This window comes from Paenibacillus sp. Root444D2 (assembly GCF_001426375.1).
GTDB lineage: Bacteria > Bacillota > Bacilli > Paenibacillales > NBRC-103111 > Paenibacillus_E.
Map to the genome: position 1 here is coordinate 95,776 of NZ_LMEO01000034.1, position 18,348 is coordinate 114,123.

Below are 18,348 nucleotides of genomic sequence, written 5' to 3' on the forward strand. Positions count from 1 at the left end.
TTCGTATTTATGAAATCTTAATCATTTCTTCCGCATATTGAAAAAGTTGCCCTCCTTCATTATTTTCCCTCATGTCGAAAATAAGCGTCCTATACTATAATAAAATAGATGAAGTCCGTATTCTTACAACACGAAAGGTGATGGAGACACCAATGAACAAGTCTCGCATGTGGTCGCCCATTCAAAAAATATTCCATTCGTTCTCTTTAAAGCAAAGAATATGGCTTACCTTTGTTGTTCTAATCACCTTAGGACTTATGGCAACGGGCAGTATTGCATATTTGATAGCTTCCAAGGAAATTCAGCGTAATGCTCTGCAGTCTAGTCAAGATACCGTTAATCAATCGGCGCAAATCGTGAATGAACGGTTGAAGAACATTGGTATTGCCGTAAGAGCATTGATGTTCAGTGATGCCTTTAAGCAATTAATGAAGGATGTACAAGCTAATGATAGATCTAGCTACTACAAGTCATTGACCTCATTGCAGTATGTCTTTTCCCAGGTAAAATTCAACGATTCGATGATTGATAGCATTCTGATCGCCACACCGTTCGGGGATTTTTATCCGACCTCCAGTGTGCGTAACACGGCGAATTCATTTTATAAATCGGAGATGTATGAGCATTTCAAGCAATTGAATCGTGGTTTCTGGAGTAAAGGGCATGTCGATCCATTTTTTACAGGTAAGCAAAGGGTGATATCACTAGTTACAGAAGGCGTTGGCGAAGACTCTTTTATGGTTTATGAACCGACCAATGTATATGTCGTAGTCAATGTGAAAGAAGATGACCTGCGTGATCTCTTTATGGAGAATTTGACCAAAACCAACAAGCAATATTATTTCATTGATGCCAAAGGTGAAGATGTGAATTACTCGGATAGGACGAGTAAAGACCATTTCATTCAAAAGCCCGCATTTTTTGAGCAATTGAGTGATCAAATGAAAGGTTCTTTTTTCTACACGAATGATAAAAAGGACTATTTAGTTAATTATTCGCGTTTGGATGTAAAGGACGATTGGATGATTGTCAGTGTTCAGGCGAAGGATGAGTTGTTGGCCAAATTAAATGGGATAAAAAGAGCAACGACTTATGTGATTATCGGGTTTATTATTTTATCGCTATTTATAACGAATAATTTAACCTATCTGCTTTTAAAACCGTTGTACAGACTGCAAAGGCTGATGAAGCGAGTGGAAGAGAATGATCTTTCTGTTCGTTTTGAAAGCGTTTATAAGGATGAAGTATCCCAGGTAGGATTCCGTTTTAACCGGATGCTGGACGAAATTAAGCAGCTGATTGAAGATGTGAAGAACCGTGAGCGTGATAAGCGGAAGGCTGAAATTAAGGCGCTATCGGCTCAGATGGACCCGCATTTTTTCTATAATACGCTGAATACCATTTACTGCAAATCGGTTTTGGGAGAAAACGACGACGTGAACGAAATGATCCTGGCGCTGTCGCAAATGTTCCAATTAAGCCTTAGCGGCGGGCGCGATCTAATAACACTGGGTGATGAATTGGAGCATGTTCGTCAATATTTGGCCATTCAGCAAAGGTCTTATGAGAATTTGTTCGTATGCCAATTCGAGGTGGAGCCGGAGCTGCTCACATGCTTGGTACCTAAGATTATGATTCAACCACTTGTTGAAAACTGTATTTTACACGGATTTAAAGATATGACCTCAGGGGGGGAGATTCAGATTAGAGTTCGTACCGAAGGGGACTGGCTGTATATAACGGTGGAAGACAATGGGCACGGTCTTGTACCTGAAAAGCTCCTTCAGGGAATTGTTCATCCGACAACGTCCAAGCATGGGTACGCACTGCGCAATATTTATACCCGCTTACAGCTGTATTTTGGCGATCAGCAGCGAATGGAGATCACCAATAACGACTTAGGGGGAGCACGAATCGAACTATGGATCCCAAGCTATGAAGGAGAGGAGGATTTCCATGAACATGAACCGACTGGTTAAATTATGTGTCGTTGATGATATCCGAAGCGTTGTGGACATGATTACGAAGAAGATCCCTTGGCATGATCACGGCATCGAAATCGTGGGAAGCGCAACCAATGGAGAGGAAGGGTTGTCTGTCATTCGTGAAAGCTTGCCAGATATTATTCTAACCGATATTCGGATGCCTAAGATGGACGGATTAGAGATGACACGCAGTATATTAGAGGTGCTGCCGAACAGTAAGGTCATTATTTTAAGTGCTTATACCGATTTTGAATATGCTCAAAAAGCCATTCAATATGGCGCGCTTGATTATGTGAAAAAACCTTTCTCCGTTGATCAAATCGTGAAAGCCGTTGTGAAAGCCAAAGAAGTATGGGAGCAGGAAAATCTTAGCCGTACGCACGTGCTTGGGCTTCAGCAGAAGATCAAAGAAAGTATGCCAGCTTTGCGGCAGGAATACTTATCTCTGCTCGTCCATCATCAAACCAGTGAAGCGGAGTTGGCTAGATTGTCGGACTTCCTGGACCTTAATGAACTGACTCCTCCCTTTGCGGTGATGACGATTCAGATTGATCAGTTCACGGACAAGTACGGCGAGGTTCCTGTTAAGGAGCTTGAGCTTGCACGGTTCTCTCTGCAAAATATCGTTGAGGAAACGATTTCCTTCTATACGACAGCTGTCGTGTTCAGGGAAGCGTTTAATCGATATATTTGCATTTTGAATATGGCGTCTGACGAGCCTTTGGTTGAAATTGCGGATCACTGCTGCGCAAATATCGCGAGACATACTAAGTTCACAATTTCAATTGGTATCGGTCAAATAGTGAGTGTGGTACAGGAACTCCCGAAGAGTTATCAGCAGTCGTTAAGCGCGTTGTCTTATCACTTCTATACAGGCGGCAATGGTGCGTTCAGTTACAACGCTGACTCGCCAGAGCTCCCTGTGGAGTGGATTTATACCGAGGACAGCGAGAATGAGTTTCTGTTCGCTTTCCGTTCAGGCAATTTGGATAAATGTGTGGAATGGGCGATGGGCATATTCAACGAGATGGGCAAAGCGTCTGTCTTACCTGAGCCGGGTGTTGTCGAACGGTTGCTGCAAGGACTCGTGTTACGGATGCTGCGGGTCTTGATGGAAAAGTTCCCCAGGTCAAACATGACCGATTTCGAGTCGAAAGTCCATGAAATTAGAGGCGAGAGCGGCGCGGATCTGCGAGAGTATCGAGAATGGTTCGTTCAATTGTGCGATATCGGCTGTCGTATGATTAATCAGGAGCGAGCAAGCGAGTCGCAGAAAATCATTTATCGCTCTGCGGAGTACATCAAATCGAATCTTCATTTGGATTTAACCTTGGAGCATTGCGCAAAGCAGGCAAACCTAAGCTGGGGTTATTATTCGAATTTGTTCAAAAAGGTAACTGGAACTGCCTTCCAGCAATTTGTTACTATAGCGAAGATAGAACGGGCGAAATCCATGCTCATTGAAGACTACCAAGTGCAGGAAATCGCGCAGCAGCTTGGCTATGAGCATAGGCGGTATTTCAGTGAAGTATTCAAGAAACAAACGGGCCTGACGCCGACTGAATTTAAAGATATGTCTCTGGGCAAGTCCTCGAAGTCATGAGGGTTTGCTCTTTTTTAATTAAATAGACGTTTAACGGACCTGGATGCCGTTAAATGCCTATTTAGAGCGATGATTCCGATCTTACGGACTTCAGCGCCGTTATTCGTTTCCAATCGATCTAAAGTTGATTTCGCACCAATTTCCTTACTCAACAGCTGTATGTTGATTGGTCAATCGTAGTTTTTTTAGTAGATAAGAGAGTACAAGTTTTATTACACTTCGCGTCATCAGTCTTGACAAACGCGCTCGTCCCTGAAGGACGACGGTGTCGTTTATCCCTGACTGGATGGGGTAAAATGTAGAAATATCTGCCCTTGTTCATGAGTTGACCTCATTATCAGAATGAACGAATTCTTTTAGTATAAAAGTGTAAACAAAATCAATTCCAGAACGATACAAGTGTTCGCAAACAAAAGGGAGGCTTACAAATGATAAAAAGAATTGGGACGGTCACTTTAAGCGTTTTACTGGCAGGCAGTTTGGCAGCATGCGGTAGCAACAATGCGGCAACCAGCCCGGCAGCATCCACCAAGCCATCTGAACAAACTGCTAGCGTAGCGCCTGTGAAGAAAGATAAGACGAAGCTTACTTATTGGACGGGTGACCGTCATGATATGGATTACATTAAAGGCGTTGTACAGAAGTTTAACGAAACGAACGGTGAGAACATTGAAGTCGAAATGGTTGTGAAGACGGAAGATTTCAACCAAGCGATTGATTTGGCTTTCGCTTCCGGACAGGCACCTGATATTATCCGCGTGAAGGAAAATACGATCCAACCTTTTGCCCAAAAAGGATATTTGAAGCCAATTGATTCTTACCTTACTGATGCGATCAAGAAGAAATTCCCGATCATTGATGATTTCAACCGGATTGATGGGAAAATGTACAGCCTTCCGAACTATGGTTCAACACTGAGACTTGTTTACAATAAAGAGCTTTTCGCCAAAGCGGGCATTGCTGCTCCTCCGAAAACATTGAAAGAAATGGTCGAGGATGCGAAGAAAATTACAGCTGTAGGTAAAGCCTCTGGCTCTTATGGTTTTGCTCAAAACTTTAAAAGCCCTGAAAGCGCTCTAGGACGTTCGGCAAGGGTTATCGCTGAAGCGAGCGGTTACGGCGGACTTGGCTTTGATTTCAAAACTGCGAAGTTTGATTTCACAGGATTCAAAGACATCATTCAAGCGTTCAAACAAATGGTAGATGACGGCAGTACGCTGCCAGGTATGGAATCACTGGATATTGACCCGCTGCGCGCGCAATTCGCAGAAGGTAAAATCGGGATGTACATCTCATTCTCATCGGAACCAGGCGTGTATGCGAATCAGTTCCCGGCCAAAATCGAATGGGCAGCTGCACCGGTACCAACGATCGATGGCACGATTAAAGGCGCTACCTCCTTCTTAGGCGGGCAATGGTTAGCCATAAGCAATACAACCAAAAATGCAGACCAAGCATGGAAATTCATGCAGTTCATGTATGCGGACGAAGTTTTGAAAACGTATCATGAAAAAGGCTTCGGTCTCTCCATGGTGCCATCGGTTTCTTCCGTGGCGAAGAAACCGGAAATCAAAGGTATTGACGGCTTCCTACCAGTTGGAAACGACGGCACTTGGCCGCTGCAGCCTACTGTAACTGTTGAAGGCATGAAAAAAGATGATGCATTCTTCAAATACATGATCAGTGGTGGGAATTTGGATCAAATTATTCAAGATCTGAATAAGCGCTACAATGACGCTCTCGATAAAGCGGTAGCTAAAGGTACAGTGAAGGTGCAGCCGAATCCAGGCTTCGATCCGATGAAGCTGATGATGAAATAATAGCTATGAATAGGCGAGAGTGGAGTGAATAGCTCCACTCTCGCTCTCTAAGTATAGATATTACAGGAGGGAACGGGATGAACAGGACACGCCAGATCGGGTTTTCATATCTATTTTTATTTCCAAGTTTTCTACTGACCATGGTGCTGGGCGTCTATCCGATTGCTTGGGCTATCCGATATATGTTTTATGAATACAAGGGTTTCGGGGAAGCGTCATTTATTGGACTTGATAATTTCAGAAGGCTCTGGCAGGACACGGAGTATTGGCATTCTGTCTTGAATACATTCATTTATGCAGGAGGTAAGTTAATTATTACCTTGCCATTATGCTTAGTTCTAGCCGTTATTCTGAATCAAAAGCTGCGCGGCCGCAATTGGCTAAGAGCCATCTATTTCATGCCGACGATTATTAGTTCTGCTGTCATGGCTGTCGTATTTTTCATTATTTTCAACTCCTATAACGGCATTCTCAATCAATATTTGCTGAAGTTCCACATCATCTCCGAAAGAATCGATTGGCTCGGTCCCAAACACGCCCTGTTTACGACGATCCTCATCGCTGTATGGGGTGCGGTAGGCAATTACATGCTGCTGTTCCTTGCCGGTCTTCAAAATATCCCGAACGATGTATATGAAAGCTCGTCGCTGGACGGCGCCAATAAATGGCAGCAATTCTGGTACTTAACCATTCCAATGTTGGGGCCAGTGCTGCAAATCGTGATCATGCTGGCAATCATTAATTCGCTTAAAGGGTACGAGAGCATTATGGTGTTGACCGAAGGCGGTCCGGTAGGAAAGACGGAAGTGATGTATTTGTACGTGTATAAACTTTTCTTCCCGACACCGTCAGGGACACTTGTGGACCAGCAATTCGGCTACGGAAGTGCCGTTGGATTCGTTACAGCCGTCATTGTAGGCATCATCACACTAGCTTATCATGCGATGTCTAGACGTCTGAACAAGCTTCAATGAGGGAGGGTGCTGGAAAAATGGAAGTTACTGAAACGTTATCGAATGTACGGATAAATAAACAAACCCAGCCATTTTCATTCGCGAAAATAGGCGGAAGAGTACTGCTCTGGATCTTTTTACTGGTAACAGCCTTACTGATTGTGTTTCCTATTGCTGTGACTTTTCTTGGCTCCTTCATGTCCAATATCGAGATTACGAAAGGCGGGAAGATTTTCCCATCCTCCTGGCAGCTCGTGAATTACAAAGAAGCCTGGGTGCAAGCTAATTTCGCTCGTTTTACATGGAACAGTCTATTTCTGAGCGGAGCAACAACCATCGGAACGCTGATCGTAGCATCGATGGCCGCTTATGTGGTTGACCGGATTAAATTTCCGGGTAAAGCCATTTTCGTCGCGATTCAGGCATCTACCATGTTCATATCGATAGGTGCTGTTGTCATCCGGCCACAATTTGAGCTTATGGTTAAGCTCCACCTGCACACGAATTTATGGGGGGTTGTCCTCATTCTGGTGAGTGGTCACGCGTATATTTTCTTTATTTTGCTGAGCTTTTTACAAGGTATTTCCCGGGAATTAGATGAGGCTGCGCGAATTGACGGCTGCTCCAACGGCGGGATATTTTGGCGAATTATTTTACCTTTGATGCGTCCGGGATTGGGTGTAGGGGCACTGTTTTCTTTTTGCGGAGCTTGGAATGAATATTTACGCCCGTTAGTGTTTACGATGACCAATCCCAAACTCCAAACGTTAACTGTCGGATTATCCTATCTTCGCTATGGGGCATCGGCTGCGGTTCAAACGCATTATATGCTGGCAGGGGCTTGTTTATCGATCTTACCGCTGCTGGTCGTGTATATGATCGCGAATAAATCGTTTATGCAAATGACAGCTGGTTCACTGAAGGGCTAGGAGGGGCAGACACCTGCCTAATACAAATATCAATCTGGAGGTTGTTTCTATGGTCTTACCTGTACCTGGAATTTTAAAGTCGAGTCCTTTCATTCGTCGTCATCCTGCTAATCCGATTTTGGATGCCGATAGGGTTCCTTACCCTACTGCGCTTGTATTTAACGCGGGCGTTACCAAATTCAATGGTCAATATGTTATGGTATTCCGCAATGATTATGGTTCCAGAAGCGAACAAACACTTGAGCCGCATTCCACAACGGATCTTGGGATTGCGTACAGTCGTGATGGGATCCATTGGGAGGCTGGGCCGAAGCCTTGCTTCAAGATGAATGATGGAGAAATCATTCGGGCCTATGACCCTCGATTGACGGTTATGGATGGCCGATGCTACATGTGCTTTGCAGTGGATACGCAGCATGGTATTCGAGGCGGTATCGCGGTTACCGATGATTTTGAAAACTTCGAAGTGCTCAGTTTATCGACGCCGGATCTTCGTAATATGGTGCTGTTTCCCGAGAAAATCGATGGCAAATACGTTCGTTTGGAAAGGCCCTTTACCGTATACAGCCGTGGGGGGGCCGACCGATTTGACACATGGATTTCCGACTCTCCGGATTTGAAATATTGGGGTAATTCCGATCTCCTGCTGGCGGTTGAGCACGTTCCCTTCGCCAATGATAAAATCGGGCCTGCCGCTCCTCCTATAAAAACAGAAATAGGCTGGCTGACCACGTTTCATGCAGTGGATATCGATCCTGCAAGAGGAAAGAACGGCTGGGAACCTACTTGGAAAAAAAGGTATACAGCAGGTCTCATGCTGCTCGATCTCCACAATCCGAAAAAGGTAATCGGCATGTATCAAGAGCCCTTGCTTGCGCCGGAAGCCAGCTATGAGATCGACGGCGGATTCCGCAACGATGTCATTTTCCCTGGAGGCATGATTTTGGAACCATCGGGTGAAGTGAAAATCTATTATGGCGCTGCTGATGCGGTGGTCTGTTTGGCTACAGCACATGTGGATGATTTAGTTCAGTTATGCTTGAAAGCATGAGGTGAAGGTAAGATGACGATTTGGGATCAACTTCATAATCCTCCTGTCCAATATCGCTCAGTGCCGTTATGGTCATGGAATGATAAATTGGAAACGGAGGAGTTAGAACGGCAGATTGAGGAGATGCATAAAGCCGGGATAGGTGGATTTTTTATGCATGCCAGAGGAGGACTCCTTACTCCGTATATGGGTGAAGAGTGGATGTCGGCTGTACGGACCTGTATCGAGAAAAGCAAAGAACTTGGTATGACCCCATGGTTATATGATGAAAACGGATGGCCCAGTGGCTTCGCAGATGGAAAAGTTCCAGCACTGGGGGTCGCTTATCAGCAAAAAAGACTGGCCTATGAGCAGGCCCCCTTTCAGAACCCGGCTGAGAGAACGATCGGTTTCTATGCCAAATCCGAGCAGGGCTATCGTTTATTGTCAGCAGCAGAAGAGAGCAGCGCAGATTTAAGGTTTTTCTATGAAGTAAATCCATATTATATTGATACACTAAGTGTGGAAACCGTACGGGCGTTCATTGAATCGACCTACGAAGCCTATTGGGAACGCTTTGGCGAAGAGTTTGGAGACAATCTGAAAGGCGTGTTTACGGACGAACCGCAGTTCACTCGCGGGCATTTGCCTTGGTCGTTTGATCTGGAGCAAGCATTTGAGTCTAGATATGGCTATGACTTGAAGGAAGCTCTACCCGCTTTGTTTATGAATGTGGAGGGCTCCAGTAAAGCAAGATATGATTATTGGGAATGCGTAACCGCGATGTTCAGTCAAAGCTATGCGAAACAGATTGGGGATTGGTGTGATAGCAAGGGATGGTCGGCAACAGGTCACGTTGTAGATGAACAAGTGCTCATGCAACAAGTGACTTCAGTCGGGGATCCAATGGCATTTTATGAGTTTTTGCAAATTCCGGGCTGTGATTGGTTAGGTCGGTTTATTAGCGAGGAGCCAATTGTTCCGAAACAGGTAGGCTCAGCAGCCCATCAACTTGGGAAAAAGATGACCATTACGGAAAGCTTCGGTTGTTCAGGCTGGAATGTCAGCTTTGAGGATCTTAAGCGAATAGGCGAATGGCAATTTGTCCACGGGATTAATTTGATGTGTCAGCATTTGCAAGGATATAGCTTGAGAGGCCTACGAAAACGTGACTATCCGCCGTCCCTATTTTATCAGCAGCCTTGGTGGGAGGATTATAAAGGTTTTAATGATTACTTTGCGAGACTGACGATGTTACTTTCCGAAGGAACACGTCAACCCGAAGTATTGCTTCTGCACCCAATCCGCTCTGCTTGGGTTCATCAATGTGGTGAGGATTCTTCAGAAATCGAGCCTTACCATAAGGCTTTTACCCAGCTTTCCCGCCAAATGTGCCAAACATTCGTAGAGCACGATTATGGCAGTGAAAGCATTATTGAACGTCACGGTAGTGTCAGCAACGGGAGCTTTATAGTAGGCGAGGCATCCTACCGAGTTGTGATCATTCCGCCAAGTGTAACCTTGAACCGTGTTACGGTTGATTTGTTGAAGCAATTCGTCCTTCAAGGCGGCTGCCTTGTTGCATTTGCGCCATTTCCAACGCTTATTAATGGAGAACTGGATAAGGAGTTAGATCAGCTAATTGAGAGAGCGCTGAAACCCGAATGGCATTCTAGTTCGCTGCTAAACGCCTTGTCCAGCACAGTATCTCCATCCATCCGTATGTTGGATCATGACGGAAAAGACGTATCAGAGGATACCATGAATGTCCAGACGTTAGCTTTGGACGGCGCGATCATGTACTACATCGTAAATTCCGGTAAGGAACGTTATGAGTCCGTGCAGGTAGAGCTGTTCCGAAAAGGAAAAGTATCCTTAATTGACCTGGAGACAGGCGGGGTTATACCTATCGAACAGGAAGATACAGATTGCGGCGTACGCATTTCATTGACCTTTCATCCAGGACAGTCCTATGTTGTGAAGATCATACCTGAAGAAGCAGCGCAAAGTGAAGAGATGTTTGATACAAATAGAACGACTTCTTGGCAGCCAGAATCGAAAATCGTTTTAGATCATACTTGGCAGATTTCTAGTCGTGAGGAAAACAGTTTGACGCTAGATACTTGTCGTTTACGTGTTGATTACGGCGCTTGGTCAGACCCTCAGCCCGTGGTTTTCGTTCAAGAACTGCTTTTAGCTTTTGGACGACCTGTTCATATCGAACTAGAATTCGAATTCCAGGTTGCGTTTGATGTTGATCCTTCGCGCGATGTATATGTGGTCCTAGAGAAGCCGGAAGATGTCAAAATCGAATTGAACGGGCGACCAATTGAATCAATAAGCTCTGGCTGGTGGCGAGATATTTCTTTCCAGAAAGTGAATATTAGTGAAAGGATCGTACCAGGAGTAAATCGAATTCGACTTCAATCTTATTTCTACAACTCTTCTCAGACTTACGCAGCAATTGAGCATGCGAAACAGTTTGAATCGGAAGGAAATAAGCTGACGTTCGAAACAGAAATCGAAAATATCTATATCATTGGGTCCTTCGGTGTAGAGTCAAGCTCGCCATACCTGAGCGGAGAGCGTCAAGCGGTTCATACGATGGGTCCGTTTGTCCTTACGGAACTACCTGTTTCCGTGCATACGGGGGATCTCGTTAGTCAAGGATTTCCTTTCTATAGCGGTAAAATTCACATTGAACAAAAGGTATATATCGATAGAAACGATTGGCTGGAGGCGAAATGGAGCTTTTCCACACCGCCAAATACCATTGTCAGTCGATTGTATATTAACGGTCAAGAGGTTCGAACGTTTCTCTGGGAGCCTTACGAGGCAGATATCACTTCCTTCCTGCGTAAAGGCGAAAATGTAATCGAGGTAGAAATGGCAAACAGCTGCCGAAATTTGCTAGGTCCGCATCATCACATAAAAGGCGAGCTCTATAAGGTAGGACCTGACAGCTTTACGGATAAGCCTGGGTGGACGGATAAAGACATAGAAAAGAATACGCCAATTTATACGGATCGATATACGTTCGTTCGATTCGGTTTAGATGATTCGCCGTATATTGAATTGAAATAAAATAAGAATAGAGCGTAACAACTTATAAATGATGCTGAAAGTGATGCGAATCGGTATCGGATGGCTTTTGCAGAGGTGGAGCTCTACTGAAAGAACGATGAAATGACCCGCTAAGGCTGTGGCCTAAAAGCGGGTCATTTTTTGTCGAATATATAAACTTTTTATCTGAAATAAGGTAGCATTCCCACTGGTTTTCAGCTAGACTGAAGGAAGCTATTTACGAATATCATGTTAAATTGGGGTGGCAGCATGGCTAAGAAAGGTTTATCTATAGGGAAAAAGGCAGCACCATTTCGACTAGATTCTACACAAGGTATTAAGGGTTTGGAAGATTTCAAGGGCAAGCCGTTAGTTATTATTTTCTTGCGTGGAACATGGTGCCATAATTGCCAGAAACAGATGCCAGAGTTAAATGAGTATTACGAACGATTTTTGGAAAAGGGCGTAAATCTCATTGCCATCGCTGGACAAAAGCTAGCCAACATCAAAGATTATGTTAACGCGAACGGCATCAAATTCCCCATTCTTTCGGACGAAACGAGAGAAGTCATAAAGTCTTATGAGGTGTTCACGCCAATTAAATGGGATTCATTCCGAATTGCGATTCCAAGCACGTATATTATTGATGAACATCAAACGATTCGTTATTCCTATATTGGTGAGAACCAAGCGGACCGACCATCTGCGAAGGAAATTTTAGAAGTGATTGATACCCTTTCTATTGTCTCTGACCAAGGCAACTCGATTCAAGAGGAGCTTCCGGTTTTCATAGCGAATATGAAATCCACCCTACAGCACGTGAATACTTCTGCTGCCTATGTGACGAAGAGTATAGAGGACAATCTACATAATATTGAAGGACTTAAGAAAGCTTCTCTAGGTAATTATGAGCAATTAGAGGAGTTTGTGAGCGTTTATGAGAAAAAGTCTGAGGAATTAAACCAATATAGTCATCAGCTGAACATGACATCCGATGAATTCACGGATATTCAGCAGTTGAATCAACAATTAAGTCATAACATTCAAACGACACGCGGATTGATGGATGAATTAATTAGTATGACCCTTGTCGTTAATGAGATGAGTGAGGTCATCTCCAGAATTTCCAGACAGACCAAAATTCTAGCGCTAAATGCTTCCATTGAAGCTGCCCGAGCAGGCGAGCATGGTAAAGGCTTCGCCGTTGTCGCTCAGGAAGTGAGCAAACTGGCTCATGGAACGGAGGAGTCTGCAGGTAACATTACAGCGCAGCTGCAAGCAATTGATGAGAAAATTAATGAAAGCTTTTCGTCGTTCTCTACGTTTGAAGAAACGATGGATACGGTTAGAGAGCGAATTTCTGTCAACTCAGCCCATATCCTTACGATATCGGATGGCGTTAAAGTGATCGCCAATGAAACGCTGCAGCTAGGTACCGAACTGAACCACATCAAGGATAGCCAGCACCAAGCGCAAATTGACTTGAGTAAAGTTGGGGAAGTTGAAACGACGATAAATAATGAAGTAAGTGAAATCTTACAGGATATGCATTATCATGTAGATCAATTGAATGCTTTGGATGAGAGAACGAAAAAGTCGAAATAATGATCTCGAATAACCTAAAACACCTTTTCATGTATGCATTTATTGCGTATGTGGAACGGTGTTTTTTCTTTTTTAAATAAAAACACCAATAATACCCCATTTGGGGTATGGTGCTTTAGTCGCATTTACAGGTATTTTTAGTATGTGAAAACGTGGAATATTGTCGTAATTTGATAATTTAGTATAGGGAAATGGCATCGATAAATAGGAGGTACTATGAAAAAAATAAGTTCAATCATACTGGCGCTCATCCTCTTGATTGGGGGACTTGTACCGTATGTGAGTGAAGTAAGTGCGGCGGCCACCTTATTGCCGGCCCCTATGCATCAGCCTGACGGGATATCTGTCATTGCAACACCGGGTTTGGATCCACTTACGAGGAAGTACTTTCTCAAATCAGGGGACACCATTTACTTGAATGTGCAATTCGAGAATGGTGGCGCTGCCTGTCACAAAGACAGCATTGTTATAACGGAAACGGTAGGCAGCCAAACAACACCGGCTATCTTTAGAATTCCTGAAACACCACCCCAATATATGGGCTATCCCTCTTTATTTAAGTACACGGTCGGAGCTTCTATGGCCTCCGGTCGACTCATCATGAAGCAAGGGCCAGAATTATGCTATACAAACAAATTGGAAAATGCTTGGCATTCTTTCTCGAATTACAAAACGAACTTTAGCGATGGAACCTCCATGGATAACGTGACGTATTTCAAAAGTTTGTTCAAGACCGAAGTTTATATTGATAATACCGCTCCTACGATAACATTTGGCCAATCATCCAATTCAGACTATAAGAATAGCCATGGCGTGACGGTAACATCGACTGATCTGCCCGTTGAAGGGAGTGTGTCACTCTATTATACGTGGACGCAAAGCGCTGCGCCGCCAGCTGCTGCGGAAATTAATACCAGCATAGTGAGCGGAACGACGGCTCCCGACCCTACAGGTAACGGGACCTACTATCTTCATGCACGAGCTGTAGACAAGGTCGGGCATGAAACGATTAGCTCGGCTGGACCGTTCAATTATGATCATGAACCGCCAACGATAGCATTCGGGCAGTACGCGATTGGCATTATTAAGAAAAGCCATGGCGTTACTATAACAGCAAATGACACGCCAGTGAATGAGAATGTCAACCTTTATTATACGTGGACTCAGAAAGTGCTGCCGCCACGAGACGAGGAGATTTCAACGGGCATTCTAAGTGGAGCGGCCGCATTAGATCCGCCAGGCACAGGCATCTATTTTTTACACGCCAAAGCAATGGACGCTGCTGGCAATACGACCATCAGGTCATCTGGCTCGATTATGTTTGACAATGAACCGCCCAAAATTACGCTCGGACCTATATCAAGTACCGCCCAAAAAAGTCAAAACGTGACGTACTCAGTTCTCGACGCCTTCTCGGGCTTGAAACAATGGAGTTACGAATGGTTCAAGGAAGGGGTTTCCTACTCGACAGGTACCGTAAGCAGCGCTTTAGGAACGTTAAGCGTTCCGAACAGCCTGGAAGGCAATTATAAGCTGAAAATCACGGCAACGGACAATGCGACGAATGTGAGGACGCTGGAAAGTCTGGATTATGTCATCGATAAAACAGCACCGGCGATAACCTTCTCTGAGCAAGGGAATAGCGCGCCTGCCAATGTGCGACAAGTGACTGTATCCTTGGCGGAAGCTAGGGGAACGCTCGGCCAGACAAGCTATTTGTGGTCTAGCAGTGTAACAGCCCCAAGTCCTAGCGCTCCGGAATGGAAGCTATTTTATGATGGAACAGGCTCCAAAACGTCTCACAGCGCAACACTATCTTCCCCAGCGAATGCGAATAACACGCAATATTTACATATCAAGACTGCAGATAGCGCAGGGAACATCGGTTATGCAAGTACAACACAGGGCTTTGTGCTGGATAATACGAAACCAACAGTTGCCTTTAGCAATCCAAGCACGAGCACGTACAGTAAATCGGTTACGACAAGTCTTAGCTTGTCAGATAATATCACGACAGCGCTTGGGAATTATGTTATTAAGTATGCCGTCTCGAATCAAGCGACATCCGACGGAAACGATGCGACATGGAGCAGCTCGACGAACGGAACCTTTAAAATTGAAAATAAATCGGGTACGTACTACATTCATGCCAAGGTTTATGATCAAGCCGGCAACTGGCAGCTGGCGCGGGGCGGTCCATATTTGCTGGATGACCTCGCACCCACCGGTACGATACATATCCCTGTAGAACAAACGAACAACAAGTCTGTAGCGGTAGAGCTCACAGCGACAGATTTGCATGGACCCATTGATATGCAGCTGTCGACGAACGGAGGCACAACTTGGGGGAGCTGGGAAGCATTTACCGCTTCCAAGCTCGTTACCATCCCGGAAACGGAAGGTGTAAGGACGATCTCTGTCCGATACCGTGATGCGGCTGGCAACATCAGTACGACCTATTCGGATACGGTTATCTATGATGTAACGAAACCGACTGCGGTGAAAATAACCTACAACACAACACAAATCACGAATCAGTCCGTTACGGCGACATTGACAGCAACGGATACGAATACAGCCTCAGGTGAAATCGATGTAGTCAATCTCAGCGGATTCAGCTATGTGTTCCAAGCAAACGGAACGTACACGTTCGTATTTCGCGATAAAGCAGGCAATGAGAATACGGCAGTCGCAACCGTGACCTGGATCGATAAGACGAAGCCACAGATTCAGTTCAGTGTAGAGGGAGTTTCCGACAAAAAGAAAGCGGCAAGCTCAGTTATTTCAGCAACGGATAATATGACTGCGGCTAACGAGCTTACTTATGCCTATGCCTGGTCGATGAATGCAGGTACGGCTCCGACTGCCTGGACCGCGCTAGGTGCAGATCATAAGGCCGAATTGAGCGGGGCGAATGGCCTCTGGTATTTGTGGGCAAAGGTAACGGATAAAGCAGGGAATGAGGCTATCCGCCGCACAAACTCGCTGTTCCAGCTCGACAATACGAACCCGGTAGGCGTGGTTTCCTATAGTCCTGCAGGGCGCACCGCTAGCGATGTGAAAGCAACCTTAGCTACTAACGAATCGGTAAGGGTGACGAAACCTAGCAGTGGGAGCAAGGAGTACCTATTTACGGATAACGGTTCTTTTGAGTTTGAATTTGTAGATGACGCAGGTAATGTCGGTAAGGCTGTGGCGACGGTGAATGGAATTGATCGAAGTTTGCCTTATGCAGCGGTGACCTTATCTCCTAGCGATTGGACGAACGGCCCCGTTCGTGTGACGGTAGATGCGTCTGGCAATCCTGCGCTGTCAGTAAGCCATATCGTTGTACCTGAAGATGCAGTTCTGGTCTCACAGACGGTTCAGCAGGCGGTCTATGATTTTAAAACGAATGGGACACTTCAATATTCGCTGCTGGATGGGGGCACTTCACTGACTAGCGAGGGAGAGGTCGTGGTCCAAAATATCGATCTGGTGCCTCCTACAGCAGATTTGATGTACAGCACGCAGAGTAAAACGAATGAAGATGTGACCGTGACTTTAATTACCTATGATGACAATCATGGCGTAGTTACGATAGCTGGAAGCGATACGTATACCTTTACGGAAAACGGCTCGCATACGTTTATTTTTCAAGACGAGGCTGGGAATATCTCTCAAAAGACGGCAACGGTCAATTTTATTGATAAACAATCACCAGTGCCAGTGCTTACGTATAGCGAGAATACATGGACGAAGCAAGATGTTACGGTATCCCTTTCCTTCACGGGTGAAGATGATCCTGTAACGGTAATCAACAATGAAGGAAGTACGCAGTATACATTCAAAGAAAACGGAAGTTTTGTGTTTTATTATCGAGACGCAGCCGGAAATGAAGGTCAAGTAACAGCGGAGGTAACCGTAATCGACCGAGCTCCCCCAACGGCGATCGTGAATTACAGCGAAGTGGGATGGACGAATCATGATGTGGTCGCTACGTTAGTGGCTCAGGATAATTCCGGAGTACTGCCAACCGTTGTCAATAACGAAGGACTGACGACATATACGTTTACGCAGAATGGTGCATTTAAGTTTGTTTACCAAGATGCAGCGGGCAATCAGCGTGAGATTAATGCGAATGTGGATCGGATTGATAAGACGCCACCTGTGGCTAGTGTTCAATATTCAACGTCCATGACGACGAAGACCAATACAGACGTTCGCGCAAGCGTTGAAGCCAATGAACCGATCACTATCATCGGCAATAATGGCAGTACTTCTCGTGATTTCACAGCAAATGGGAACTATGTATTCCGTGTAGCAGACCGTGCGGGCAATGAAGCGACAGTAACGGCGAATGTATACAATATCGATCGTACGCGCCCCGTTTTGAACGTTACATACAGCAAGACAGCACCAACGAAGGATGATGTTATTGTAACAGTAGAAGCAAATGAGCCCATCCAAGTGCTGAATAATAACAGATCCAACCAGATTGTTTTCAAAGAGAATGGAACTTTTACTTTCCTCGTTCAAGATTTAGCCGGTAACACCGCTGAAGCCATAGCGACGGTAAGTAATATCACAAGAGCAACGGCGAAGGTTACATATGCTTACAGCGAAACAATGCCTACAAAAAACAACGTCACGGTCACATTAACAGCTGACAGGGCACTGACATATGTAGGAATTACAGGAAATGTCGTAACCTTCACGGAAAATGGAACACGTTGGGTAGAAGCGGCAGATGCTTTGAATAACAAATATGGTCTGCGAATCGATGTGAACAATATCGATCGAGAAGCGCCGAAGATTCGATTCTTAAGCGGAGAGCAGCTGCTAATCGATGTTGGAACAACGGCTATTAACCCAGCTTCCGATGTTGAAGTATCTGACAATCTTGATGGCAACTTGAAGGAAAAGCTCAGTGTGTCCCACAATATTCAAGCCGGGGTACCCGGGGAATACGAGATTACTTACAAAGCGACGGATCGCGCCGGTAATCAAATGGTTGTTGTGCGCAAAGCGATTGTTATCGCGCCAACGACCTTCACGCTGTTTGTCAATTCGAAGCAGCTTCAGGATACGGAAGCAGTGGTCTATGGCGATGCGATTCAATTGAAGCTGTTCGGACAACAAGGGTCAAGTCAAGTGAAATGGGCCCGAGGATATAAAAATAAAGGCGATTTTAAGACCTTTGGGCAAGCTCTAGCAAATGGCAATTTACCGGTTAAGGAATATGGCTTATATACGTTCTTTATCCAAGACCAAGAACGTCAGACGAAGCTCGTTCATGTCTACATTTTACCAACGAAATCTTCAGAATAACGAGGAAGCATCAACTTTTCTTTGATGGTTGATGCTTTTCCTCATTTGTA

At 45.0% G+C, this 18,348-nt stretch carries 9 protein-coding genes; all 9 read left to right on the top strand.

What is annotated here, in order from left to right; genetic code table 11:
- Positions 1-152: 152 nt before the first annotated feature.
- The 9 genes from ASD40_RS18850 to ASD40_RS18890 all read left to right on the top strand — a co-directional run bounded on the left by ASD40_RS18850 (position 153) and on the right by ASD40_RS18890 (position 18,298).
- Positions 153-1,979, top strand: a complete 1,827-nt coding sequence (locus ASD40_RS18850; RefSeq protein ID WP_057304708.1) for a sensor histidine kinase — start codon at positions 153-155, stop codon at positions 1,977-1,979.
- Positions 1,957-3,588 (top strand): response regulator, encoded by a 1,632-nt coding sequence (locus tag ASD40_RS18855; protein WP_063870809.1) that lies wholly within the window; start codon positions 1,957-1,959, stop codon positions 3,586-3,588. Before ASD40_RS18850 ends, ASD40_RS18855 begins: the two co-directional genes overlap by 23 nt.
- A 428-nt stretch (positions 3,589-4,016) precedes the next feature.
- Positions 4,017-5,408 (top strand): ABC transporter substrate-binding protein, encoded by a 1,392-nt coding sequence (locus tag ASD40_RS18860; protein WP_057304710.1) that lies wholly within the window; start codon positions 4,017-4,019, stop codon positions 5,406-5,408.
- A 77-nt stretch (positions 5,409-5,485) separates the two neighbouring features.
- Entirely contained in the window at positions 5,486-6,382 is an 897-nt protein-coding gene (locus ASD40_RS18865) for a carbohydrate ABC transporter permease (RefSeq protein ID WP_057304711.1), read from the top strand.
- 17 nt (positions 6,383-6,399) lie between these two features.
- Positions 6,400-7,290 carry a carbohydrate ABC transporter permease gene (locus tag ASD40_RS18870; protein WP_082562293.1) on the top strand — a complete coding sequence of 297 codons (891 nt, stop codon included), beginning with the start codon at positions 6,400-6,402 and terminating at the stop codon, positions 7,288-7,290.
- Between the two features lie 49 nt (positions 7,291-7,339).
- Positions 7,340-8,341, top strand: a complete 1,002-nt coding sequence (locus ASD40_RS18875; RefSeq protein WP_082562294.1) for a glycoside hydrolase family 130 protein — start codon at positions 7,340-7,342, stop codon at positions 8,339-8,341.
- Positions 8,342-8,353: 12 nt separating this feature from the next.
- Entirely contained in the window at positions 8,354-11,404 is a 3,051-nt protein-coding gene (locus ASD40_RS18880; RefSeq protein WP_057304713.1) for a glycosyl hydrolase, read from the top strand.
- 249 nt (positions 11,405-11,653) lie between these two features.
- The gene (locus ASD40_RS36150; protein WP_156390105.1) at positions 11,654-12,988 is read left to right on the top strand and encodes a redoxin domain-containing protein; all 1,335 of its coding nucleotides are present in this window, start codon (positions 11,654-11,656) and stop codon (positions 12,986-12,988) included.
- A gap of 216 nt (positions 12,989-13,204) precedes the next feature.
- Positions 13,205-18,298 carry an Ig-like domain repeat protein gene (locus ASD40_RS18890; protein WP_057304714.1) on the top strand — a complete coding sequence of 1,698 codons (5,094 nt, stop codon included), beginning with the start codon at positions 13,205-13,207 and terminating at the stop codon, positions 18,296-18,298.
- The last annotated feature ends 50 nt before the right edge of the window (positions 18,299-18,348 follow it).

Bases quoted from the DNA above. Each gene is read 5' to 3' on its own strand.
- ASD40_RS18850 (WP_057304708.1), top strand. From the start codon at position 153: ATGAACAAGTCTCGCATGTGGTCGCCCATTCAAAAAATATTCCATTCG.
- ASD40_RS18855 (WP_063870809.1), top strand. From the start codon at position 1,957: ATGAACATGAACCGACTGGTTAAATTATGTGTCGTTGATGATATCCGA.
- ASD40_RS18860 (WP_057304710.1), top strand. From the start codon at position 4,017: ATGATAAAAAGAATTGGGACGGTCACTTTAAGCGTTTTACTGGCAGGC.
- ASD40_RS18865 (WP_057304711.1), top strand. From the start codon at position 5,486: ATGAACAGGACACGCCAGATCGGGTTTTCATATCTATTTTTATTTCCA.
- ASD40_RS18870 (WP_082562293.1), top strand. From the start codon at position 6,400: ATGGAAGTTACTGAAACGTTATCGAATGTACGGATAAATAAACAAACC.
- ASD40_RS18875 (WP_082562294.1), top strand. From the start codon at position 7,340: ATGGTCTTACCTGTACCTGGAATTTTAAAGTCGAGTCCTTTCATTCGT.
- ASD40_RS18880 (WP_057304713.1), top strand. From the start codon at position 8,354: ATGACGATTTGGGATCAACTTCATAATCCTCCTGTCCAATATCGCTCA.
- ASD40_RS36150 (WP_156390105.1), top strand. From the start codon at position 11,654: ATGGCTAAGAAAGGTTTATCTATAGGGAAAAAGGCAGCACCATTTCGA.
- ASD40_RS18890 (WP_057304714.1), top strand. From the start codon at position 13,205: ATGAAAAAAATAAGTTCAATCATACTGGCGCTCATCCTCTTGATTGGG.